Origin of the sequence: Brevundimonas sp. (assembly GCF_013823285.1) — a bacterium.
Lineage (GTDB): Bacteria > Pseudomonadota > Alphaproteobacteria > Caulobacterales > Caulobacteraceae > Brevundimonas.
The window spans coordinates 14,835-36,959 of the sequence record NZ_PNLV01000013.1 but is presented as its reverse complement, the minus strand read 5'-3'; the positions used below and the strand labels follow the sequence as shown (position 1 = coordinate 36,959).

Genomic DNA, 22,125 nt, shown 5'->3' with positions numbered 1-22,125 from the left:
GCAGGACAACGCGGCGCTGAACGGCTGGGGCGAGCGGATCGCGGTGCACACGGGCGACGTAGCCGCCGGGTTTCGGCCGCTGGGGCTTAAGCCCTTCGACTGGGCCGTCAGCAATCCGCCCTTCTTCGACGACCCCGCCGCCCTGCGCGCCCCCGCCCCCGGCAAGCGCGGCGCCTGGATGGCCGACGATGGGCTGGCGGCCTGGACCGGCTTTCTCCTCAAGGCCGTCAAGGAAGGCGGGCGCATTGTCATGATCCACCGCGCCGACCGGCTGGCGGACATCCTGACCCTGCTGGGCGACAAGGCGGGTTCGTTCGCGGTGCGGCCGGTACACCCCTACGCCGATGACCCCGCCAAGCGGGTGATCGTCCACGCCATCAAGACCGGCCGCGCGCCCCTGCGCCTGCTACCGCCCCTGATCCTGCACGATCGGGCTGGCGCAAAGCACTCGGCCGAGGCGGAGGCCATCCTGCGGGGGGAGGCAGCGCTCGATTGGTGATGACATCCCCAATCCTCGTCACCCTCGGGCTTGTCCCGAGGGTCCATACGCTCTGACCCGCAGGGCCAGACCCGAAAGAGCGGAGCGTATGGATTCCCGGCACAAGGCCGGGAATGACGAGCCATGGGGAGGACGTCACGCCGCCTTGCGCTGGGCTTCCTTGGCATCCCGCGCCGCGTTGATCCGCGCTTCCGCGATGGCGTCGGCGATCTCGTGGGTCGGGCGCTTTTCGGCGTCGGAACGCTCCAGCACCTCCTCCAGCGTCTGCATCAGGCGGTCCAGCTTGCCTTCGACCCATTGCGGGTCATAGGAACCGCCGGTTTCCCGGGCGCGCATCTCGGAGGCCACATTGATGATGCCGCCGCCGTTGACGACATAGTCAGGGGCGTACAGCACGCCGCGACGGAACAGCTCGAGGCCGATTTCCGGCGTGGCCAGCTGGTTGTTGGCCGCGCCCACCACCGCCCGGGCCGTGATGCGGTCCAGGGTCTTCTCGTTCAGGGTCGCGCCCAGGGCGCACGGGGCGTAGATGTCGGCCTGGACATCATAGATGGCGTCCGGGGCCACGATCTCGGCGCCCGTGCGGGCCGCGACCTCTTCCAGCGCCTGGGTGTTGACGTCGGTGATGATCAGCTTCGCGCCGGCCTTCGCCAGCTTGTCGGCCAGATAGCCGCCCACATGGCCCACGCCCTGCAGGGCCACGGTCAGGCCGGTCAGGTCGTCCTGCTTCCACAGGCGGCGCGCGGCCACCAGGGTGGAGCGATAGACGCCCTCGGCGGTGACGGGGCTGGGGTCGCCCGAGCCCTCCTTGCCGCCGGACAGGCCGACCACATAGGGGGTCTCCTTGCGGGCCTCGGCGATGTCCTCCACCGACACGCCCACGTCCTCGGCCGAATAATAGGTGCCGCCCAGGGTGTTCAGCGCGCGACCGAAGGCGCGGAACAGCTCCGGCGTCTTCTGTGTGCGGCTGTCGCCCATGATGACCGACTTGCCGCCGCCCATGTCCAGATCGGCCACGGCGTTCTTGTAGCTCATGCCGCGCGACAGACGCAGAACGTCCTCCAGCGCCTCGGCCGAGGAGCCGTAGTTCCACATGCGGCAGCCGCCCACCGCGGGGCCCCGCGCGGTGGAGTGCACCGCGACCATGGCCTTGAGGCCGGTTTTCTCGTCAAAGAAGGCGTGCACGCCTTCGTGTTGTGCAAAAGACGGCGAATCGAAAAGCGTCATGCCCTGAACTGAGCCTTCCCTGAGCAGATTTTTGTGCGCGCCAGATACGCCGCCTGCTCCTGCCGGGCAAGCATGACGGTTTCGAGGCGCTGACTATTCGGCGGGAACCGGCGGGGCGCCCGACGGGAACGGCGCGGCGGGATCGCGCAGGAAGGCCGCCACGTCCCCATAGACGCGCAGGGCCTGCCGGTCCCGGTTCAGCAGGTGCCAGCCGTCTTCGTAGAAGGCCGTGCGCAGGTTCGGCGGCTCCCCTGCCCGCTCCAGAGCCAGCGCCATGGGCTCGTCCTCGATGATCTGGTCGTGGGCCCCGTAGAACAGGGCGGTCGGGACGCGGGTGCGGCCCAGATCGCGGCTGGCCGTCTCCATCAGGTCCACGAGCCCCGCCAGCGCGTCGAACCGGGTGGCGAAAATCATGTCCGGGTCGCGGCCCATGCGCAGCAGTTCCACCAGATTGTCCGAGGCGCGGATGTCGCGCACGGCCCAATCGGGCGGTTCCAGCGCCGTCGATCCCATCAGACGTGCGGCGGCCCACAGGCTGGCGCGGTAGCTGAGCGGCTGGCTGGACCAGCCCCACACCGCAGGCGCCAGCAGCACCAACCGGTCGGCGGCGGGCGGGCGATCCGAGGCGAAGGCGGCGACGGCCACGGCCCCGCCCATGCTCTCCCCGGCCACGGCGATGACCGCGTTCGGATGCCGGGCCCGGACCAGGGCGACCACCGTGCGCAGATCGTCGGCCATCAGGTCCTGCCCGGCCCAGACCCCGCGTCCGGGCGCCCGGCCGAAGCCCCGCTGGTCATAGGCGTAGGTGGCCACCCCCTGCTCGGCCCAGTGCGGCCCGGCCAGATGAAAGGAGGCCTTGTGGTCGTTCATGCCGTGCAGGGCCACCACCACCGCCCACGGTTCGCCCTCGGGCAGCCAGCGCAGCAGGGGCAGGCGGGCCCCGTCCTGCACCACGAAGGCGCCGGTCGTTATGACCGGCCCGGCGAAGTTTGGCGGCGGGGTCAGGGGCTGCTGCACCGTCGGCGCGCAGGCGGCCAAGGCCAGCATCAGGATCAAGACGGAGACGAGACGGATCATGACGCCAGCATAGCCCGCACCCGCCCGCGCAGATAAGGGACCACCTCGGCCTCGAACCACGGATTGCGTCGCAGCCAGGCGGTGTTGCGCCAGGAAGGGTGCGGCAGGGGCAGGACGTCCGGCAGATAGTCCCGCCACGCCGCCACGGTCGCGGTCATGGTCGGTTTCATGCGGTCCGCCAGCGCCCAGGCCTGGGCGTGGCCGCCCACCAGCAGGGTCAGCTCCACCTCCGGCAGGGCCTCCAGCAGGCGGGGCCGCCACAGCTGGGCGCAGCGCCTGGGCGGCGGATGGTCCCCGCCCCCCGCGGCCGTGCCAGGATAGCAGAAGGCCTGGGCCGCCACGCCGATGCTCGGATCGCCGTAGAAGGTCTCCGAATCCACCCCCATCCAGTCCCGCAGCCGGTCGCCGGACGCATCGGTGAACGGCGCGCCGCTCTCATGCACGCGGCGCCCCGGCGCCTGGCCGCAGATCAGCAGGCGCGTCTCGAGCGCCACCATCACCACCGGCCGGGGCTCATGCGCCAGCTCGCCCGCACAGGCGCGGCAGGCGCGGATCTCGGCGAGGACGGCGTTCAGGTCAGGCGGGGTCATCATCTCCAGGGGCGTCCGGCAGCTTCAGCCGGATAACGCCCTTGAAGGCGTTCGGATCGACTGGCTTGCCCTTCTTGGTGATGATCAGGCGGCCTTCGCGGGCCAGGCCCACGGCGACGCCGCGCACCTTGGGCAGCATCCGCTGCCACTGTTCGGGCTCCAGTTCCTTGGCCACGTCGGACGGCTCGATGGACTTTCCGGGCGCCAGCCGGTTCAGGTGTTCGAAAATGGCGCTCTCGATTGGATCGGTCATCGGGCCTATATGCTGCGCTGCAAAAGATATTTCGAGTCGGAGATTGAGGATGGTCGAGAAGATCACGGTGAGCGAGGGCGAATTCGCCGGCTGGCAGACCTATGACCTGCACGGCACCTTCGACCAGGTGGTCGGCCCGTTCTATTTCAAGCCCGACCCCGACGGCCAGATGCGCTGCGCCTTCCGGGCCGAGCCCAAGCACATGAACGCGGGCGGGCGCATGCACGGCGGCTGCCTGATGACCTTCGCCGACATCGCCCTGTTCCAGACTGCCTATCAGGAGATGGAGGGCAAATCCGGGGTGACGGTGCAGCTGGACTCCACCTTCATCGATGGCGCCCATGTGGGCGAACTTGTGGAGGCCACCGGCGAGGTGGTGCGCGCGGGCGGCTCGCTGATCTTCGTGCGCGGCCAGATCCACGCAGAGGGCCGGACCCTTATGACCTTCTCCGGCGTGATCAAGAAATTCACCCCGCGGGCGTGAGGTCAGGCGCGCAGGATGGGCGCGCCGTAGCGGGGGAGGGTCCGGTCGCTTGTGACCATGACGACCCTTTCGCAGATCGCCTGGGCGACCAGCAGCCGGTCGAAAGGGTCGCGGTGGATCAGGGGCAAGCTCCTGACCGTCCAGGCATGCTCCGCTTTCACATCGAGAATCTCGCAGCCTTCCTCCGCCACGGCTTCCAGCAGGTCGTAGGCGATCTCCAGCTTTCCGGTGGAGAGTTTGATGGCCACCTCGAGGATCGAGACGGTGCTGACCATGAGGGTGTTGGAGGCGTCATCGATCGCGTCCCGCGCGAGTAACGAGAGTCTTTCCGGATCATCCAGCATCCACAGGACGACATTGGTGTCGAGCAGAAGCCTCACTCTTCCGCGACGCCGCGCAGAGGGGGCTCGTCCGCTTCCTCACCATAAAAAAGCCGCTCGATCTCGGCGTTCGTCTCCGGGCTGTCCCAATCGGGCGCATATTTGATCTGCCCTCTTCGCGACCCGAGAATTCCGCGCTTGCCCTTCGGTTTGGCGACCTCGATCGGCAGCAGCCGCACAAGCGGCTTGCCCGCCCTGGCGATGATGACCTCCTCCCCGGCGACGGCCCGTTCGATCAGCTTCGACAGATTGGTCTTCGCGTCGTGGATGTTCGCAGTGACGGCCATGGGAGATAAGCTAGGTTAGCTAATGCCGGAGCGCAACTTACGCAGAGCGGACACGCCCCGACGCCACTGCCAGCACCGCCGCAAGACCCGCCGCCGGATACAGCGCGACGAGACCGACGGTGCTGAAGACCAGTGCGCCTAGGATCGCGCCGCCGGTCAGCCCGCCCCACAGCATCAGCGGAGGGATCACATCCCGCAGGGCGCCGCCGCGCATGGCCGCCGCCAGTGTATGGCCGATCCTGACCAGGGCGCCGGTCATGTAGGTCAGCCCGACGCCCACCTGTCCGTTCCTGAGAAACACCGCGTTCTCCAGTCCCATGGCGAGCACCATGCAGGTGACGGCGATGAACGGACGGCCCAATCCGGCTGCGAGGGCCGCCGCCAGCAACAGGGCGGCCTCCACGGCCAGCACCCGGGCGCGCGGACGCCGGCCGCCGCCCGAAGCCACCAGAGCGCCCGCCATGGCCCCGATCACGAACAGCAGCAGGATCAGCCCGGCGGTCCCGGCCAGTCGCCAGTCGCCCTGGGCCAGCCCCGCAGCCATGCGCGTGGTGTTGCCGCTCATGAACGAGACGAACAGACCGCCCAGTTGCAGGAAGCCGATGCTGTCCACATAGCCGGCCAGGGCCGCCAGCAGCACGGCCATCCAGCGTTCGACCGGGGCCAAAACCTGCATGGCGACCTCCCCGTTACAGCCCCGCCTTCGCCGCCGGGCGGGCGCGGCACGCCTCGAGCCAGCGGTTGAAATGGACGTACTCTTCCGGTGGCCGGTACTTGATCAGGCGACCGAAATCCACGCCCGTCGCCGCCACGATGTCGGCGATGGTAAAGCGGTCTGCGGCGATGAACGCATGATCCGCCAGACGGCGATCCAGCGACTTCATGTAGCGCTGCGCACCGTCGCGGTTGTAGGCCGCCACCTCCGGCTTGGGATCTTCCAGCGCCGCCAGCGCCGGATGGGTGAAGCGCACCGTCAGCATCATGGGCGTGGACAGGTACATCTCGACCCGCCGGGTCCACATCTCGATCTCGGCCTGTTCACGCGCATCCCGGCCGAACAGGTTCGGTTCCGGATACAGCGTCTCCAGATAGCGGCAGATGGCCAGGGACTCCGAGATGCAGGTCCCGTCGTCCAGCTCCAGCGCCGGAACGTGCGGGGCGCCCACCTTGTCGCGATATTCGGGCGTCCGGTGCTGGCCGGAGAGAAGATCGACCTGAACGATCTCGATGTCCTCGACGCCCTTTTCCGCCATCAGCCAGCGAACGCGGCGCGGATTGGGCGCGCGTTGGGTGTCATAGAGCTTCATGGATCGCCCTCCAGTTCGTTTCTTTTCGAAACCTAACCGGTGAAGATGCTGTCCGGCAAGGCGCCGACCACCGAGGTGGTGACCAGGGTGGCCAGGAACCCGCCCATCAGCGCCTTCCAGACCAGGCCCAGCACCATCTCGCGCCGTTCCGGGATCAGGATGGACAGGCCGGTGACCGAAATGCCCACCGAGCCGATGTTGGCGAAGCCGCACAGGGCGTAGGTCATCAGTCGGCGAGTGCGCTCGCTGATCTCGCCCTCCGGGATCGAGCCCAGTTCGATGAAGGCCACGAACTCGGTCAGGGTCAGCTTGACCCCCAGCAGCCAGCCGGCGGTTCCCGCCTCGCTCCACTGCACCCCCGTGGCCCACGCCAGCGGCGCGAAGGCGAACCCCAGCAGACGCTCCACCGTCACCGGTTCGCCGAACAGCCACAGGCCGCCCAGCATCATGTTGACCAGGGTCATCAGGGCCACGAACACGATCAGGATGGCCGAGATGTTCAGCACCACCATCAGGCCGTCCGCCGTGCCCTTGGAGATGGCGTCGATGGCGCTGTCGTACTTCAGGGCCGAGTCGTATTCGGCGTAGGCGCCGCCCTCCCCGGGCTTTTCCGGCACCAGAATGCGAGCCAGCAGCACACCCGCCGGGGCCGAGACGATGGAGGCGACCAGCACGTGGCCCGCCGCATTGGGCAGCACCGGCGCCAGGATGGTGGCGTAGGCCACCATGGTCGAGCCCGCCACGGTGGAGAAGCCCACCGTCATCAGCAGGAAGATCTCCGACCGGGTCAGCTTGTCCAGATAGGCCCGGATGACGATGGGGCTCTCGATCATGCCGAGGAAGATGTTGGAGGCCACCGCCAGCGCCGAGGCGCCGCCCAGCCCCATGGACTTCTGGAACAGCAGGCCGAAGCCCCGCGTGATCCACTTCAGGATCTTCCAGTGCCACAACAGGGCCGACAGGGCCGAGATCACCAGAATCAGCGGCAACACCTGGAAGGCGAAGACGAACAGCGCCCCCTGGTTCTCCACAGAATAGGGCTGATCTCCCCCGGCCAGATAGCCGAAGATGAACTGGGCCCCGCGCCGGGTGGCTGTCGCCAGACCCTCGACCGCGCCGGAGATCACCGCCAGCCCGATGTCCGCGCCGGGCACCCCGAACACGAACAGGATGATGGCCGTCTGGACCGCCACGGCCCCCAGCGCCAGCTTCCATGGAAAGGCCCGCCGGTTCTCCGACAGCGCCCAGCACAGGCCGATGATGACCGCCAGGCCGATCAGGCTCTGGGCGTTGAGAAGGGTGAACATCGACAAGGGTCCCCGCGCGCTTTCCTCCCTGTAGCGGTCGTCGCGCCGGGTGCAAGCACATCATGCGCGCGACGATCGCTCCAGACCGATCAGCCGGTCGACGCTCCAGGCGCCGGGGCCTCGCGAGATCAGATAGAGCATGGGCCCGGCCCACATCAGGTGGGTCGGCCAGCCCGTCGGGATGACGAACAACTGGATCACCACCGTCATGCCCAACAGGGCCAGGGCCGAGAACCGGGTGAACAGCCCCAACACCAGCAGCACCGGAAACAGATGCTCGGACCAGGTGGCGAGATAGGCCGCGCCCTCCGGCGGCAGCAGCGGCACGCGGTACTCCTCAGCGAACAGGAAAAAGGTGGTGTCCGACAGGATCAGGACGCCATCCACCTTGGTCCGTCCCGAGATGAAGAAGACTACCGCTACGCCCAGCCGCATGACCAGCGCCAGCAGGCTGTGCGGCGTCAGCGCCTCGAGGCGGGCATGCAGGGTTTCGAGCGGAAAGCGGCGGGTGGTGGGGGCGTCGGCGGCGGTGGTCATGTATTGAACTCCTGCGAGGATTGAAGGACGCCCCATGCCTTCAGTTCGGCCATGAGGTCGGCGGGGGTCTGGCCCGGATGGTCGATCAGCACGCGCGCCATGACCGCGCCGCCGGTCAGGCCGCGCAGGACAGAGTCCAGAACCGTCCATTCGGCGTCCGTCAGCAGCCGCGCGCGGACCTCGGCTTGCGGCCTGTGGATCAGAAGCGACTGCGTCTCGGGCGACCAGCGCATGGCGGCGCCCGGCGGATCCGGATAGCGGTGGGCCAGCCACAGGGCCGGCGCGCTCCAGTCGAAACGGAACAGCCGCGCCGAGGGATGAAGCGGTCCCGGCCCGCGATCCGGCGCCAGATGGGCCTCGGTCCAGGCGCGATCCAGCCGCGCCGCCGGGACCAGATAGGGCAGTTCCCGCGCCGGCGGGAACGACGCCAGAAAATCCGGAAACGTCTCGCCATACGCCGCCAGCGCGGGATCGGGGTCCGGGTGCGCGCGCATGAAGGCGCGGGCCGCTCCGGCGAACCAGTCCTCGCCCACCATCTCCGCCACCACCGGATAGTTGGCGGCCAGCGCCTCGATGCGGCCCCGGGCGGCGGTGTTGCGATAGATCGTCAGACCCGCCAGCCCGCGCGCGTCCAGCGCCAGCCATGGCGACAGGCCCTCCGGCGCTCCGGCCAGGGCCCTGTGAAAGGCGTCGTGGAACTCAGACATGGGCCACGCTCCGCCGCTGCCTGGCGGTCAGCAGGCCGTGCGCCCGCTCACGTTCGGCGAGCAGGATTTCGAACGGCGGCAACTCGGCGTCCCGTTCGATCAGGGTCGGCCGTGGGCCCGTGCGCGCGATCAGCCGGTCATAAAGCGCCCAGACATCCTCGCAGACAGGCGCGGCATGGCTGTCGATCAGCAGGGTCTCGCCCCATTCCGGATCCGGCGTGCTGCCCGCCAGGTGAACCTCGCCGATCAGCCCGGCGGGCACCGCGTCCAGGTAGACGGTCGGGTCGAAACCCAGATTGCGGGCGCTCACATGGACATTGTTTACGTCCAGCAACAGGCCGCAGCCGGTGCGTCGGGCAAGAGCGGTCAGGAACTCGACCTCCTCCATCTCGTGGCCTTTAAGGGCCAGATAGAGCGACGGGTTCTCGATCAGTAGCGGGCGACCCAGCACGTCCTGGGCCGCATCCACATGGTCGCAGATGCGGTCAAGCAGCGCCCGGGTGCGCGGAAACGGCAGCAGGTCCGGGTGATAGGTCCCCGCGTGGCGGGACCAGGCCAGGTGTTCGGACACCACGAACGGCTCGAAGCGGTCGATCAGGGCCCTGAGCGCCTTCAGATGCTCGGCGTCCGGCGGTTCGGCGCCCGCCAGCGACATCCCGACCCCGTGCAGGGACAGGGGGTGGCGCTCGCGGATCGCGGCCAGCCAGCCCAGGCGCGGACCGCCCGCGACCATGTAGTTCTCGGGGTGCACCTCGAACCACAGGCCGGCCGTCGGACAGGCCAGGGCGTCGGCGTGGTGCCGTGGCTTCAGACCCAGTCCGGCGGACGGCTGCATGGACGATCTCCCCGGATCAGCGGTTGACGGGCGTCAGGGAGCCCATGCCGCGGGGCGTCTCGATGGAGGTGCAGGTGCCCTTGGGCACATACTTCCAGGCGTTGCCCTGCCAGTCGCGGATCGAGGTGCCGGCGCAGCTGGTGCCCGGCCCGGCGGCGCAGTCGTTCTGGCCCGCGCGGGACACGCCGTAGCAGCGCTCCATCTCGCCGCGCTGGGCGCCTTCGGCGTTCTGACCGCCGGACTGGGCGGCGGCGACGCCGACGCCGACGGTCATCAGGGCGGCGGCGCCGGTCAGGATCAGGGTGCGATTCATCGGGATCTCCTTGGGTGCGATCGGAACCTGAGTGGTCCGACAACACCGGGTTCGACGCCCGCCCGGCGAAGGTTACAGCCGGTCGGCGAAATTTGTCGGCCTGCTTTTTTTCGACGGCGTGTAACCTTTGACGTCCCCGGACGAACCCGGAACCAGTCGTGGCCGAACGTGAAGTCCATCTGAAACGGTTGATGCAGGCGGGTCTGGCGGGTGACGCCACGGCCTGGCGAAGCCTGTTGACGGAACTGCGGGATCCCTTGCGAGCCTTTTTCCGGCGACGTCTGTACGACTGCGAGGCCGACGCCGAGGATCTGGTGCAGGAGACCCTGATCGCCATCCACGCCAAGCGCGCGACCTTTCAGCCCGACCAGAGCGTCGGGGCGTGGTGCTTCGCAATCGCGCGCTACAAGCTGATCGACCATCTGCGTCGCCAGGGGCGTCGCGCCACCGTGCCGCTGGAGGACCATCAGGACGTGCTTTGGGCATCCGAAACCGCCGAGGAGGGGGTGGCGCGCCGCGACCTGTCGCGGGTGCTGTCCATCCTGCCCGCCCGACAGCGCAGGCTGATCGAGGATGTGCGCCTGTCCGGATTCAGCGTGGCCGAGGCCGCCGGCCGCAACGGATTCAGCGAGGGCGCGGCCAAGGTCAGCGTCCACCGCGCCATGAAGACCTTGACCGCCAGCGTGACCGCCCATGAAGACTGATGATCTCATCGACGCCCTGGGCGCCGGGCTCGAGCCGGTCCGGCCCGTCCGGCTCAACCTTGCCGCCCTGACCCTCGCCGCCGCGGCGGCCGTCGTGGCGGTCCTGTTCCTGCTGGGCCTTCGCCCGGATCTGGGTGCCGCGGTCCAGGGCCCGGCTTTCTGGGCCAAGGCCGCCTACACGGGCGCGCTGGCCGTCGTCGGCGGCTGGTTGGTGGTGCGGCTGGGCCGCCCGGGCGCGTCGGCGCGGGCGCCAGGCCTGGCGTTCGCCATCGTCGTCGGCGCAGCCCTGGCCGTCGGCGCGGCCGAGATAATGCTCTCGGCGCCGGACGCGCGGATGGACGTCTGGCTGGGGGACACCTGGCGCTATTGCTCCGCCAACATCCTGAAGGTGTCCGTTTTCGCTGCGCCGTTCATCTGGCTGTCGGCGCGGGGACTGGCGCCCACGCGCCCGGTCCGGGCCGGGGCCGCCATGGGCGTGCTGACCGGCGCGGTGGGGGCTACGGCCTATGGTCTGCACTGCCCCGAGGCCACCGCCGCCTTCGTGGCCACCTGGTACGCCCTGGGCGTGCTTCTGTGCGGCACCGTCGGGGCCCTCACCGGACGCTACGCCCTGCGCTGGTGAGCGCCGCGATCACGGCGGTTTGCCGCAGCGGTCCGGCAAGCTAGGCTGTTCGCATCTCTGGATTCGGGGCGCAAAATGAAGACCTCCACCCTCCTGGCCGCGCTCGCGCTCGGCCTGACCATGCCGGCCGTGGCCGACGCCCAGCAGGTGTTGCGCCCGGGCATGACCCTCAGCGGCCAGCTGTCCCCGGGCGACGCCCGCCTTAACAGCGGCGAGTTCATGGACGTCTATGAACTGGACGGGCGAAGCGGCGAACGCATGACCGTCCTGATGACCTCGGGCGCGGTCGATTCCTATCTGATGATGGACGGTCCCGGTGGCTTCAGCGACGAGAACGACGACGCCGAATCCGGCGATCTGGACGCGCGCCTGGACGTGCGCCTGCCCGTATCCGGCCGCTACCGCATCGTGGCCACAAGCTTTGCGCCCGGCGAGACCGGCGCCTACCAGATCGCGGTGCTCGACGGCTCACGGAGCCCCGTGGACGGCAATGCTGGCGGCGGCTGGATCGAGCCCGGCCAGACCGTCAGCGGAACCCTGGCCCCGGGCGACGAGCGGCTGGACAGTGGCGAGTTCCACGACGACTGGATCCTGCGCGGACGGCGCGGCGACCGTGTCGTGGTGCGGCTGTCCTCCAGCGACTTCGATCCCTACCTCATGGTGCGCGGACTGGGCCTCAGCGAGGACAATGACGACGACCCGTCCCAGCGCGGCGGGCTGAACAGCCGGCTGGAGTTCACCTTCCCCGAAAGCGGCGAGGTGGTGCTTTCAGCCACCAGCTTCGAGGCCGGGGAAACCGGCCGCTACAGCCTCAGCGTGACCCGCGCCGACGCCGGGGCGTCGCGTCCCGATCCGACGCCGGGCGCGGCTGCCAGGGCCATCGCCGTGGGAGAGCAGGTGCGGGGCCGCCTGGGCGCGGGCGACGCCCAGCTGCGCAGCGGCGAATATGTGAACACCTTCACCCTGCGCGGCCGGGCGGGAGAGCGGGTCGAGATCGCCCTGACCTCCGACCAGTTCGACCCCTTCCTGATGCTCTCCGGGCCGGGCGGCTTCTCCACCTTCAACGACGACGACCCGACCGGTAACGGCGGCCTGAACAGCCGTCTGATCACGACCCTGCCGGCGGACGGCGCCTATGAGATCACCGCCACCAGCTATGCGCCCGGCGAAAGCGGCGACTACCGCCTCAGCGTCTCCCGTGCGGGCGCCGAGGTCGCCGACACGCCGACCCGCGGCGACCAGGCCGCGCCGTCCGGCGGCCGCCTGTCCATCGGCGACACCATCAGCGGCAGCCTCGCCCCAGGGGACGCCCGGCTGGACTCTGGCGAGTTCACCGACAGCTACACCTTCATCGGCCGGCGCGGTCAGCGGGTGGCCATCGACGCGGTGTCCGACGACTTCGACACCTATCTGATGCTCAGCCCGCCCACCGGCGACCAGCTGGACAACGACGACGGACCTGACGGCACCAACGCGCGCCTGACTGAGGTGCTGACCGAGGACGGCGAATACACCATTCAGGTCACCAGCTTCGCGCCAGGCGAGACGGGCCGCTACACCCTGTCGGTGACGCAGGGCCAGGAATCCGAACGCCAGCGCACCGTGCAGGCCGGCCAGCGCGTCTTCGCCGTCATGGTGGGGGTCTCGGACTATCCGGGCGACCACAACGACCTGCCCTTCACCGACGAGGACACCATCAAGCTGGAGGAAGAGCTGGCCCGTCAGGGCGTGCTCAACCCCGCCAGCATCGTCCTGACCAACGCCCAGGCCACCCGGGCCTCCGTGACCGCCGCCTTCCGCGAGGTGGCCGCCCAGGCCGGGCCGGACGACCTGTTCATCTTCTTCTTCTCGGGCCACGGCGTGCAGGAAGACAGCGACGACCCGGCCGAGCTGGACGGCCGGCGCGAGCTGCTGTCGCTGCACGACGGCGACCTTTCCGACGACGAGCTGGCCGCCCTGTTCGAGACCGTGGACGCCCGCCTCTCCCTGCTGGTGATCGACGCCTGCTACAGCGGCGGCTTCGCCCGCGACATCATCACCCGCCCGGGCATCATGGGCGTCTTCTCCTCCGAGGAAGACCTGACCAGCGCCGTGGCCGACAAGTTCCAGGCCGGGGGCTACCTGTCCCACTTCCTGCGCACGGGGCTGGAGGGCGCCGCCGACGAGAATGGCGACAATCTGGTCACCGCCGGCGAGCTGTCCACCTGGCTGCGCGAGCAGTTCCGCGTGGAGGTCGCCGACGTTCAGGCCGAAACCGCCGACGGCCAGCGCAACTACCAGAACCTCGTCATCGACCGCGGCGGCGTGCAGGTGGACGACGTGATCATCCGGCTGGCGGGGGCGTGAAGGGGCCCAGCAGAACTTGGCTTGCCCCCGGCAGATTGCGGGCGCCCTCCTGCGTCAAATGACGAGTCCGGTCACGGCAGACGCATCAGCGGCGGCAAGGGTCCATCATGCAGGCGCCCGATGAACTCGAACAACGGCCAGGCCGCCAGAAAGGGTAGGCCATCGAGCAGGGTCCTGACGAACAGCCCGGGCCTGACGGTCAGTTCCTGGCTCGTGCGCCACAGCCTCGGGTCCGGAAGAAACCGGGGCGTCGGACGTGCATAGATCTCGTAGGCTTCCGGAAAGGCCCTCGACAGATAGACTTCTTCCTGCCGGACCACCGTCATGAAGATCAGCACGGTTACGGCTGTGAAGGCCAGAGTCAGCAGGAGGCTGCCGGTCTGGGCCAGAGCCCCGACCGTGCCGATGATGCTGAAGGAATAAAGGGGGTTCCGGCACAGGGAGTAGGGCCCATCCTGCACGAGTTCGCTTTTCTTGCGTCCGCCGATGTAGAGCGAACACCAGGCGCGGCCGACGATGGCGGTGAGGATCAGGAGAATTCCGGCCTCTCCGATGACGCGTCGGACCCAGGAGCCCTCGGGCCAGCCGGAGCCGACCGTCAGAACGGCGAACAACATGATTACGGATGCGAAGCCCAGCACGCGTTTGCGCCGACGCTGGACCGCCTGAAGGTCCGGAAGAATCAAGTCTGACAAGAGGAGTCCTCGTGGAAGGGGGTCAGTTGACCCGGGAGAGGGATTGGGGCGGTAACAGGGTTCGGGAAGGGCCGACCGTCAGGGCGACTGGCCAGACGATCTCCGTCTCCGGCGCGCCGCCCATCAGGCTGCACAGCCGCCCACAGGCCGGGGGCATGCGCCGCTGTGAAGCCCCGCTCTGACGGCGCGAACGCTTTGATCTTCGGGCGGCGCAGCGCGTACTTCCGCCACCAGGGTTTCGCGGCTGGCTTCATGGCCGACACGCCTGCGCCCCCAACCTTGCAGCCAGCTTGCAGAGCCAGCTGACGCTGGCCCTGAACGTTCGTGTTGACCAACCCGGGCCCGGACGTGGAGAAAGCGTGATGCGGATTCTGATCGCCGAGAATGATCGACTGCTCTCGGAGGCGCTCGGCCGCCGGCTGACGGATGCCGGCCACGCCGTTGATGTCTTCGCCACGGTCGCCGACTCCGAAATCGCCTGGCGATCGACGACCTACGATCTGTCCATCATCGACGTCATGCTGGATGACGGTGACGGGCGGACACTCGTCAGATCAGCGCGCGCCGCCGGTCTGAGAACGCCGACCTTGATGCTGACCGCTCGCGACGAGATCGGAGATCGGGTGGCCGGACTCGATGCGGGCGCGGACGACTACCTCGTCAAGCCGTTCTCGACGGAAGAACTGATGGCCAGGCTGAGAGCGCTGCGGCGCCGCTCGGCGGAGGTCACGACGACCGAATTCCGGATCGGGAATCTCATCTATGCGCCTCAGAGCATGAGCCTCGTGGTCGCGGACGGGGCCGTCAGGCTGACCGCCCAGGAACACGCCGCGCTCGACAAGCTGATCCGGGCTGGCGACCGTGTGACGCCCAAAAGGATGCTGGGTGAACACCTCTACGCCTTCCATCAGGACTGGTCAGACAATGCGATCGAAACCTTGGTTCATCGGCTTCGCAGAAAGCTGTCGAAGGCGGGGGCGACGGTCGAGGTGAAGACGCTCAGGGGCCTGGGCTATGTCCTGTGCGAGACCGGAGAATGAGGCGCGCCTATCGCCTCGACGTCAGGCTCGCGATCGTCGTGACCGTGATGTCCGCTCTGACGCTGATCGTCGCCGGCACGATCCTGACGCTGGAATTCACGCGGGGCCAGTTCGCGATCGAGGAGCGAGGACTCTCCACTCAGATCAGGGAGTGGGCTCCGTCAGTCCGGCGCGGTCCCGGTGGGGAGGTGGCGTTCGTTCGCCCCCCGGAGCCCTCGTCCGAGATCGATCCGCCCTACACGGGGCTGCTGACGGGCGATCGCCCGGTCTATGGCTACACCGTGGTGGACACCGACGGGACGGTGCTGGATCGCTCGGAGTCGAGGGCGCCGTCGGGGCGGCCCGGCGCGGCCGGCGCCGGCGTCGTGCTCTCGAGCGGCCCCGCGCTGGACGGGTCCGGCCCTCTTCTGATCGCCGAACTGTACATCCCCGAGGCCGGGGTCTGGTTCCGGCTGGCGCGGGCGCGGGCGGACGTGTCTGCACTCGCCAGCACCTTCTACGCCGAATCTCTCGCAGAACTGGGATGGGCGGCCGTGGCGATGTTGCTGGTGCTGGTCATGACGGCGGTGGTCATCGTGCGCGTCAGTCTCCACGACCTACGCCGGGTCGCGGCCCAGGCGGTACGGATCACGTTCGACACCCTGGGTCACGAGCGGCTTGTCGGCGCATCGGCGCCTGCGGAGGTCCAGCCGCTGATCCTCGCCGTCAATCAGGCTCTGGACAGTATCGAGGCCGGAGCCGTGGCTCAGCGCGATTTCTCCATTCACGCCGCCCATGAGCTTCGGACGCCGCTCTCGGACCTGAGGCTGCGGCTCGAGTCCCTGCCCCATGACCGCGACCGGGATGCGGCCATGCGCGACGTCGATGCGATGGCGCGATTGATCGAGCAACTGCTGAACATCGCGCGCCTGGATGGGGGCGCGGCCTTCGCCCCGGAGCCGCTGGATCTGGCCGAGACCGTGGCCCAGGTCCTGCGCGAGGCAGCGCCGCGCCTTGTCTCCGCAGGATGGTCCGTGGAGGCGGACGGCCTGGACACGCCGGTGGAGGTGATCGGCGATCCGACCCTGATCGCCCTCGTCATAAGGAACCTTCTGGACAACGTCCGGAAGCATACCCCGGCCGGCACACGGCTAAGCGTTGTGGTTTCCGCCGATGGATCAGTCCTGCTCCGCGACACCGGGCCGGGCCTGCCGCGCTCATTCCCCGATTCGGGCTTCTCACGGTTCGTTCGGGGAACCGGAGATTCGCGTTCCGGGAGCGGACTGGGGCTGGCCATCTGCGAAAGCGCCATGCGCCGCATGGGCGGCGACTTCATTCTGGAGCGAGCAGACAGGCGTAAAGGCGCGGCGTTCCGGATGAGATTTCAGCCCCCTGGGCCGACGCCGTCTTCATGATCGGGAGCGGCGGGACCGCTCAGGGTCGCAGGCTGCGCCCTACCCCTGACGCCGCACCAGCCGTCCGTAGTCCTCCATCAGCCCCAGGCTCAGTTCGCCCGGCGTGAAGCTGTACTCGCCGATCTGGCCCACGGGCGTGACCTCGGCCGCCGTGCCGGTGACGAAGCACTCGGTGAAGTCGGACAGCTCCTCGGGGCGGATGTGGCGGACCACCACCTCGATGCCCCTGGCCGCCCCCAGATCGATCACGGTGCGGCGGGTGATGCCGTCGAGGATGGCGTCGGTGGGCGGGGTGTGCAGCACGCCGTCCTGCACGAAGAACACGTTGGCGCCGGTGGCCTCGGCTACATAGCCGCGCCAGTCCAGCATCATGGCGTCGGAGAAGCCGTTCTTCTCGGCCGCCATCTTGGACAGGGTGCAGATCATGTACAGGCCCGCCGCCTTGGCCGCCGAAGGGGCGGTGGCCGGATCCGGGCGGCGCCATTTGGCCCACTCCAACCGGATGCCCTTCAGCTTGGTCTCGGCGTCGAAATAGCTGGGCCACTCCCAGGCCGCGATGGCCACCCGGGTCTTGTTGGGGAAGGCCGAGACGCTCAGCTGCTCGGGACCCCGGAAAGCCACGGCGCGGATGTAGCAGTCCGAAAAGCCCATCTTCGCGCAGGTGGCGCGCTTGGCTTCGTCCAGATCCGCCACGCTGAACGGGATCTCGAAATCCAGCATGCCGGCGGATCGATGCAGCCGCTCGGAATGCTCTGTGATCTTGAAGATTTCCCCGTCATACATACGCTCGCCTTCAAACACGGAAGAGGCGTAGTGTAGGCCGTGGGTCAGAACGTGCGTCTTCGCTTCCCGCCAGGGCACGAAGTCGCCGTCCATCCAGATCCAGCCGTCACGATCGTCGAAGGGAACGAACGTCATTGAACAAATTCTCCTGCACCGATTCCCCGTTTAGAACGGGCGCGGCCGCTCAGGTCAACGCCCCGGCGCCGGGAGGTGTTCAATGAGCGGGCCGGATCACCGCGCCGCGAGCGGACGATCGGGGCCCGTGGCGGCGCCCGGCGAAGGCCGTCACCTGCTGGTGGTGGACGACGACGACCGCATCCGGGAACTGCTGAAAGAGTATCTGGCGCGCGAGGGCTTCCGGGTCACCGGCGCCGCCCACGCGGCCGCCGCCCGGCGGCTGATGGAGCTGCTGGAATTCGACCTGGTGGTGCTGGACATCATGATGCCCGGCGAGGACGGCCTGTCCCTGACCAGCTGGGTCCGGTCCAAGGCGGCCACCTCCAGCACTCCGGTGCTGCTGCTGACCGCGCGCGGCGACGCAGACGACCGCATCGAGGGCCTGTCTCGGGGCGCGGACGACTATATGTCCAAGCCCTTCGACCCGCGCGAGCTGCGGCTGCGCATCGACGCCATCCTGCGCCGCACCGGGCCCAAGCCCATCGGGCCCAAGGAAATCCATCTGGGCGACGCCCTGTTCGATATGGAGCGGCTGGAGCTGACCCGCGACGGCCAGCCCCAACGGCTGACCGAGGCCGAGGCCCAGTTGCTCAAGACCCTGGCCCAGAGCGCCCACGCCCCGGTCGAGCGCATGCAGCTGGCCTCCGACACCGCCGACATCACCGGCCGCGCCGTGGACGTGCAGGTGACGCGCCTGCGCCGCAAGCTGGAGAAGGATCCCAAGAACCCCCGCTACCTGCAGACGGTGCGCGGCGTCGGCTACATGCTGGCGCCGGACTGATGAGCCTCGCCGGCCATTCCTGGCGCTACTGGCCCCGGTTCTGGGCCAGATTCCTCAGGCGGCGGCTGCCCACCTCCCTCTGGGGGCGTTCGCTGCTGATCATCATCCTGCCCGTCTTCCTGATGCAGGTGGCGGTGACCTGGGCCTTCTTTGACGCCCACTGGCAGACCGTCACCGCGCGGCTGTCCGAGGGGCTGGCCGGCGAGATCGCCTGGGCGGTGGAGAGCTACCGCGACGACCCTTCTCCCTCGAACCTGGCCACCATCGCCGACCGGGCGGAGCGGTCGATGCAGCTGTCCATCGCCCTGCAGGAGGGCCGGACCCTGCCCGACAGTCGGGACTCCAGCGTCTTCGGCGTGGTCGACCGCACCCTGGATGTAGCCCTGGATTCGCGGTTGGATGACCCGTTCTGGTTCAGCACCACCAGCTATCCGGCTTATGTGGACATCCAGGTCCAGCTGCCCCAAGGCGTGCTGCGCATCATCGCCCCGCGCGAACGGGCCGTGGCGACCCAAGGCCACATCTTCGTGCTGTGGCTGACCCTGGCCACGGTGCTGCTGATGTCCGTGGCCATCCTGTTCATCCGCAACCAGGTGCGCGCCATCGAGCGGCTGGCCGAGGCGGCGGAGGACTTCGGGCGCGGCATCGACGCGCCGCGTTTCCGGCCGTCGGGCGCGCGCGAGGTGCGCTCCGCCGCCCGCGCCTTCATGGACATGCGCGAGCGCATCCAGCGCCACATCGAACAGCGCACCGTGCTGCTGGCCTCGGTCAGCCACGACCTGCGCACGCCCCTGACACGCCTGCGGCTGGAGCTGGCCCTGGCCGACCAGACCAAACGCACCCGGGCGATGCAGGGCGATCTGGACGAGATGGAGCACATGATCGACGAATATCTGGCCTTCGCCCGCGGCGAGGCCGGGGAGGCGTCCCAGTCCGTGGACCTGAAGGCCCTGCTCGAGGCCATCGGAGCCCAGGTCAGAAAGCGGGGCGCGAAGGTGGATATCCTGGCGCCCGAGCCTTCCCTTGAGGCCAGGATCCGCCCCCTGGCCTTTCGCCGCGCCCTGACCAATCTGGCAGGCAATGCAGCCGATCACGGCGGCCGGGTGCGTCTGTCGCTGCGCCGGGCCGGCGACGGCGACGGCGTGGAGATCGCGGTGGAGGACGACGGCCCCGGTATCCCCGAGGCGCAGCACGAGGACGCTTTCCGCCCCTTCTCCCGTCTGGACGACGCGCGCAACCAGAACACTAAAGGCGTGGGTCTGGGTCTGGCCATCGCCCGGGACGTGGCCCGCAGCCACGGCGGCGACATTACCCTGGGCGCCAGCGATCTGGGCGGGTTGAAGGCCGTGATCCGCCTCCCCGGCTAGGCCGCCGCGCGTTCAAGATTCGCGCGGCCCCTCTGGCGCAACCGAAGGATCGAGCGCATCTTTCCTTCCGTGGGGCTGTCATTCAGGTTCGCCAGGAGGCTTGCCAATGCGTAGATTTTCCTTCCTCGCCGCCGCGGGCGTCGCCGCGGCCCTGGCGGGCGCGGCTCACGCTCAGCCCGCAGAGGTCACCGTCACCATCGGGGACCGTCTTGACCGCGAAGCCAGCCGGACACTCGGCCAGGCCGAGGTCGCCGAACAGGCCCGCGCCCTTGAGGCCCGGCTGGAGCGGGAGCTGGCGTCCAACCCCGCCTATGCGGGCGCCCGCATCCATCTGGTGCTGACCGACGTGGCGCCGAACCGGCCCACTCGCCAGCAGCTGAGCAACACACCGGGCCTGGACTACATCCGCAGCTTCAGCGTCGGGGGCGCCGCAATCGAAGGCGAGATCACCACCGCTGACGGCGAGGCCCGCCCGGTCCGGTACGACTGGTACAGCCACGACATCCGGGATGCGCGCTTTCAGAGCACCTGGCAGGACGCGGATCGCGCCTTCATGCGCTTCTCGCGTCGTCTGGCCCAAGGGCGACTGTAGGGATCAGTTGCCCGAGAGCTCGGCCGCCCGGGCGACTGCGGCGGCGGCGGCATCCGACACCAGCCGCTCCAGCGATCCACCCTGCGCAAACACGTCCAGCGCCGCCCGCGTGGTGCCGCCGGGCGAGGCCACCCGCGCGATGAGATCTTCGGCGCGCGCGCCGTCCTGTTTCATGGCGGCGGCGGCGGAAACCAGCGTCCCGGAGGCCAGCGCCGCGGCCTGCTCCGGCGACAGCCCCTGCTCCACCCCGGCTTTTGTCAGGGCGTCCACAAAGGCGAAGAAATAGGCCTGGCCCGAACCGGACACGGCGGTGGCTGCATCCATCAGCCCGTCGTCGGCCAGCCCCACCACCCGGGCGACCGGCGCGAACAGACCACGCACCTTATCCAGATCGGCGTCTGTTTCCGCCCAGATGGAGGCCACGCCCTCGCCTACCGCCATGCTGGTCGTGGGCATGACACGTGCCACGGGCCGCGGCTTGAAGCCGTCCGACAGAGCCGAGGCCCGCACCCCGGCCATCATGGAGATGATCAGGGCGTCCGGCGCCAGCTTCCCGTCCATGTCCGCGGCGACCTGCCGCCACATGGCCGGTTTCACGCCCAGGATGACACGGTCGGCGCGGGCCAGGGCCTCGTCATCCGGATTGATCAGGGCGCCTTTTTCGCGCGCCGCCTCGGCGACAGGCTTTGAGGACGGGGTGATGATGATCAGATCGCGCAGGTCCAGCCCGCCGGTCTTCAGCCATCCTTCGACCAGCGACGACCCCAGTCGTCCGCAGCCCACGAGAATTACAGGTCGATCCGTCAAGGCGTCAGGCGGTTCCCGCCGTTTCAAAGAGGCAGGCGTCGATGGCGTCGCGCGGAGAGCTCCCCCCACGGATCAGATAGTCGAACGCCGGGAAATAGCGGTCGGCCGCGTCGATGGCCGCGTCGATCATGGACGCCGCCTGGGCCAGGGTCGGCCGCTCGCCGTGGGGCAGCGCCAGGGCGTGGCGGAACACGATCTCGCCGTCCTCGCTCCAGACCTCGAAATGTCCCAGCCAGACCCGCTGGTTCAGCAGGGACGCCAGTTCATAGGCGGCCGCCCGGCGCGACTTCAGCGCCCGGATGTCCAGCGAACAGCACAGCTGCAGGCAGTCCCCCTCGGGCCGCCATGCGAACCAGAGCTCGTAGTCCTTCCAGTCGCCCGCCAGGGCGAAGGCCAGGTCGCCCTGGTCGTTGCGGTCGAACGGCAGGTTCTCGGCCGTCAGCACATGCTCCACCACGTCGAGCGGGTCGTATGGGGTTTCGACCTCGTCGGGGGTCAGTGCGTCCATGAAACTTTCCGATTCCCTGTGGGAGGCGTGAGAGGACGAAGCGACTCAGGCTCCGTGTCAGGACGGTAGGCGTGTTCGCAGATTCGGCTCAACCGGCTGCGTCCTTCGGGCGAGCCCCGGCTGTGGACGTTCCCTTTCCAGGCGTCTTTGTAGCTGTTTTGGCGGGCTTTTTCAGTTCCGCGACCTCTGCGCGCAGGGCCGCGATCTCGGCTTTGAGCACATCGAACTCGTCGCGGCGCACCAGATCCATGTCCGCCACGAAGCGGTCGGCCTGGGCGCGCCATGCGCTTTTGGCCTCTTCGCCCGCCGCCTGGGCCAGGCCCATGGCGCCGGTGGTCAGCTTGGCGAATTCATCGAGAAACGGATTGCGGGTCTGCATGGAACTGTCCTGGCGACTGGAAACGACTCAACGGACGCACCGCGTCCGTTAACCTTCCGCCCGATATGGTGAATGAAACCTTGATGTCGATGCGGCCGGTCGTCCCGGAGACGAGAAAACGGGGCGA

Annotated in this window: 28 protein-coding genes; 10 read left to right on the top strand and 18 right to left on the bottom strand. The window is 68.7% G+C overall.

Annotated elements, in window-relative coordinates:
* Positions 1 to 499: methyltransferase (locus C0461_RS03555; protein ID WP_292103998.1), on the top strand; the 499-nt coding region annotated here is incomplete at its 5' end.
* A 135-nt stretch (positions 500 to 634) separates the two neighbouring features.
* On the opposite strand, the gene C0461_RS03550 is transcribed toward C0461_RS03555, so the two are convergent.
* The 4 genes from C0461_RS03550 to C0461_RS03535 all read right to left on the bottom strand — a co-directional run bounded on the left by C0461_RS03550 (position 635) and on the right by C0461_RS03535 (position 3,646).
* A complete protein-coding gene (locus tag C0461_RS03550) occupies positions 635 to 1,726 on the bottom strand; it encodes a Glu/Leu/Phe/Val dehydrogenase (RefSeq protein ID WP_292103997.1) in 1,092 nt (363 codons plus the stop codon).
* A 93-nt stretch (positions 1,727 to 1,819) separates the two neighbouring features.
* The gene (locus C0461_RS03545; RefSeq protein WP_292103996.1) at positions 1,820 to 2,803 is read right to left on the bottom strand and encodes an alpha/beta fold hydrolase; all 984 of its coding nucleotides are present in this window, start codon (positions 2,801 to 2,803) and stop codon (positions 1,820 to 1,822) included.
* On the bottom strand, positions 2,800 to 3,396 hold the full coding sequence (locus tag C0461_RS03540; RefSeq protein WP_292103994.1) for a uracil-DNA glycosylase family protein: 597 nt from the start codon (positions 3,394 to 3,396) through the stop codon (positions 2,800 to 2,802). The genes C0461_RS03545 and C0461_RS03540 overlap by 4 nt, the downstream gene beginning before the upstream one ends.
* Complete coding sequence (locus tag C0461_RS03535) at positions 3,380 to 3,646, bottom strand: DUF3253 domain-containing protein (RefSeq protein WP_292103993.1); 267 nt, start codon at positions 3,644 to 3,646, stop codon at positions 3,380 to 3,382. The genes C0461_RS03540 and C0461_RS03535 overlap by 17 nt, the downstream gene beginning before the upstream one ends.
* 49 nt (positions 3,647 to 3,695) lie before the next feature.
* On the opposite strand from C0461_RS03535, the gene C0461_RS03530 reads away from it, so the two are divergent.
* Complete coding sequence (locus C0461_RS03530) at positions 3,696 to 4,130, top strand: PaaI family thioesterase (RefSeq protein WP_021696921.1); 435 nt, start codon at positions 3,696 to 3,698, stop codon at positions 4,128 to 4,130.
* A gap of 2 nt (positions 4,131 to 4,132) precedes the next feature.
* Here the strand turns inward: C0461_RS03530 and C0461_RS03525 are convergent, their stop codons facing one another.
* The 9 genes from C0461_RS03525 to C0461_RS03485 form a co-directional block, all read right to left on the bottom strand.
* Complete coding sequence (locus C0461_RS03525) at positions 4,133 to 4,510, bottom strand: type II toxin-antitoxin system VapC family toxin (protein ID WP_292103992.1); 378 nt, start codon at positions 4,508 to 4,510, stop codon at positions 4,133 to 4,135.
* The gene (locus C0461_RS03520; protein ID WP_292103991.1) at positions 4,507 to 4,797 is read right to left on the bottom strand and encodes a type II toxin-antitoxin system prevent-host-death family antitoxin; all 291 of its coding nucleotides are present in this window, start codon (positions 4,795 to 4,797) and stop codon (positions 4,507 to 4,509) included. Before C0461_RS03520 ends, C0461_RS03525 begins: the two co-directional genes overlap by 4 nt.
* Before the next feature lie 37 nt (positions 4,798 to 4,834).
* The gene (locus tag C0461_RS03515; protein ID WP_292103990.1) at positions 4,835 to 5,473 is read right to left on the bottom strand and encodes a YoaK family protein; all 639 of its coding nucleotides are present in this window, start codon (positions 5,471 to 5,473) and stop codon (positions 4,835 to 4,837) included.
* Between the two features lie 13 nt (positions 5,474 to 5,486).
* Positions 5,487 to 6,104, bottom strand: a complete 618-nt coding sequence (locus C0461_RS03510; RefSeq protein ID WP_292103988.1) for a glutathione S-transferase — start codon at positions 6,102 to 6,104, stop codon at positions 5,487 to 5,489.
* Between the two features lie 32 nt (positions 6,105 to 6,136).
* Positions 6,137 to 7,411, bottom strand: a complete 1,275-nt coding sequence (locus C0461_RS03505) for a nucleoside transporter C-terminal domain-containing protein (RefSeq protein ID WP_292103986.1) — start codon at positions 7,409 to 7,411, stop codon at positions 6,137 to 6,139.
* Between the two features lie 60 nt (positions 7,412 to 7,471).
* A complete protein-coding gene (locus C0461_RS03500) occupies positions 7,472 to 7,846 on the bottom strand; it encodes a DoxX family protein (protein ID WP_292103999.1) in 375 nt (124 codons plus the stop codon).
* 98 nt (positions 7,847 to 7,944) lie between these two features.
* Positions 7,945 to 8,655, bottom strand: coding sequence for a DNA-binding domain-containing protein (locus C0461_RS03495; RefSeq protein ID WP_292103985.1), 711 nt, complete (start codon positions 8,653 to 8,655; stop codon positions 7,945 to 7,947).
* Entirely contained in the window at positions 8,648 to 9,490 is an 843-nt protein-coding gene (locus tag C0461_RS03490) for a DUF692 domain-containing protein (RefSeq protein ID WP_292103983.1), read from the bottom strand. Before C0461_RS03490 ends, C0461_RS03495 begins: the two co-directional genes overlap by 8 nt.
* A gap of 16 nt (positions 9,491 to 9,506) precedes the next feature.
* The gene (locus C0461_RS03485) at positions 9,507 to 9,803 is read right to left on the bottom strand and encodes a DUF2282 domain-containing protein (protein ID WP_292103982.1); all 297 of its coding nucleotides are present in this window, start codon (positions 9,801 to 9,803) and stop codon (positions 9,507 to 9,509) included.
* A 158-nt stretch (positions 9,804 to 9,961) separates the two neighbouring features.
* Between C0461_RS03485 and C0461_RS03480 the strand changes: the two genes are divergently transcribed.
* From C0461_RS03480 to C0461_RS03470, 3 genes are all read left to right on the top strand, one after another.
* Positions 9,962 to 10,507 carry a sigma-70 family RNA polymerase sigma factor gene (locus tag C0461_RS03480; RefSeq protein ID WP_292103980.1) on the top strand — a complete coding sequence of 182 codons (546 nt, stop codon included), beginning with the start codon at positions 9,962 to 9,964 and terminating at the stop codon, positions 10,505 to 10,507.
* A complete protein-coding gene (locus C0461_RS03475; RefSeq protein ID WP_292103978.1) occupies positions 10,497 to 11,129 on the top strand; it encodes a DUF1109 domain-containing protein in 633 nt (210 codons plus the stop codon). The genes C0461_RS03480 and C0461_RS03475 overlap by 11 nt, the downstream gene beginning before the upstream one ends.
* 75 nt (positions 11,130 to 11,204) lie before the next feature.
* Positions 11,205 to 13,475, top strand: coding sequence for a caspase family protein (locus tag C0461_RS03470; protein ID WP_292103977.1), 2,271 nt, complete (start codon positions 11,205 to 11,207; stop codon positions 13,473 to 13,475).
* Between the two features lie 71 nt (positions 13,476 to 13,546).
* On the opposite strand, the gene C0461_RS03465 is transcribed toward C0461_RS03470, so the two are convergent.
* Positions 13,547 to 14,170 (bottom strand): isoprenylcysteine carboxylmethyltransferase family protein, encoded by a 624-nt coding sequence (locus C0461_RS03465; protein ID WP_292103975.1) that lies wholly within the window; start codon positions 14,168 to 14,170, stop codon positions 13,547 to 13,549.
* A 362-nt stretch (positions 14,171 to 14,532) separates the two neighbouring features.
* Between C0461_RS03465 and C0461_RS03460 the strand changes: the two genes are divergently transcribed.
* Positions 14,533 to 15,210 (top strand): response regulator transcription factor, encoded by a 678-nt coding sequence (locus C0461_RS03460; RefSeq protein WP_292103973.1) that lies wholly within the window; start codon positions 14,533 to 14,535, stop codon positions 15,208 to 15,210.
* Positions 15,211 to 15,257: 47 nt separating this feature from the next.
* Complete coding sequence (locus tag C0461_RS03455) at positions 15,258 to 16,604, top strand: HAMP domain-containing sensor histidine kinase (protein ID WP_292103971.1); 1,347 nt, start codon at positions 15,258 to 15,260, stop codon at positions 16,602 to 16,604.
* 39 nt (positions 16,605 to 16,643) lie between these two features.
* Here the strand turns inward: C0461_RS03455 and C0461_RS03450 are convergent, their stop codons facing one another.
* Positions 16,644 to 17,522, bottom strand: coding sequence for a branched-chain amino acid aminotransferase (locus C0461_RS03450; protein WP_292103969.1), 879 nt, complete (start codon positions 17,520 to 17,522; stop codon positions 16,644 to 16,646).
* A gap of 82 nt (positions 17,523 to 17,604) precedes the next feature.
* Between C0461_RS03450 and C0461_RS03445 the strand changes: the two genes are divergently transcribed.
* The 3 genes from C0461_RS03445 to C0461_RS03435 all read left to right on the top strand — a co-directional run bounded on the left by C0461_RS03445 (position 17,605) and on the right by C0461_RS03435 (position 20,304).
* Positions 17,605 to 18,345, top strand: a complete 741-nt coding sequence (locus tag C0461_RS03445; protein ID WP_292103968.1) for a response regulator — start codon at positions 17,605 to 17,607, stop codon at positions 18,343 to 18,345.
* Positions 18,345 to 19,712 carry an ATP-binding protein gene (locus tag C0461_RS03440; RefSeq protein WP_292103967.1) on the top strand — a complete coding sequence of 456 codons (1,368 nt, stop codon included), beginning with the start codon at positions 18,345 to 18,347 and terminating at the stop codon, positions 19,710 to 19,712. Before C0461_RS03445 ends, C0461_RS03440 begins: the two co-directional genes overlap by 1 nt.
* A gap of 106 nt (positions 19,713 to 19,818) precedes the next feature.
* On the top strand, positions 19,819 to 20,304 hold the full coding sequence (locus C0461_RS03435) for a hypothetical protein (RefSeq protein ID WP_292103966.1): 486 nt from the start codon (positions 19,819 to 19,821) through the stop codon (positions 20,302 to 20,304).
* 3 nt (positions 20,305 to 20,307) lie between these two features.
* Here C0461_RS03435 and proC read toward each other — a convergent pair whose 3' ends face one another.
* The 3 genes from proC to C0461_RS03420 all read right to left on the bottom strand — a co-directional run bounded on the left by proC (position 20,308) and on the right by C0461_RS03420 (position 21,998).
* Positions 20,308 to 21,111: a pyrroline-5-carboxylate reductase gene (gene proC / locus C0461_RS03430; RefSeq protein WP_292103965.1), complete on the bottom strand. Its 804-nt coding sequence runs from the start codon at positions 21,109 to 21,111 to the stop codon at positions 20,308 to 20,310.
* Positions 21,112 to 21,115: 4 nt separating this feature from the next.
* Positions 21,116 to 21,619 (bottom strand): YbjN domain-containing protein, encoded by a 504-nt coding sequence (locus tag C0461_RS03425; protein WP_292103963.1) that lies wholly within the window; start codon positions 21,617 to 21,619, stop codon positions 21,116 to 21,118.
* Between the two features lie 88 nt (positions 21,620 to 21,707).
* On the bottom strand, positions 21,708 to 21,998 hold the full coding sequence (locus C0461_RS03420) for an accessory factor UbiK family protein (RefSeq protein ID WP_292103959.1): 291 nt from the start codon (positions 21,996 to 21,998) through the stop codon (positions 21,708 to 21,710).
* Positions 21,999 to 22,125 lie beyond the last annotated feature (127 nt).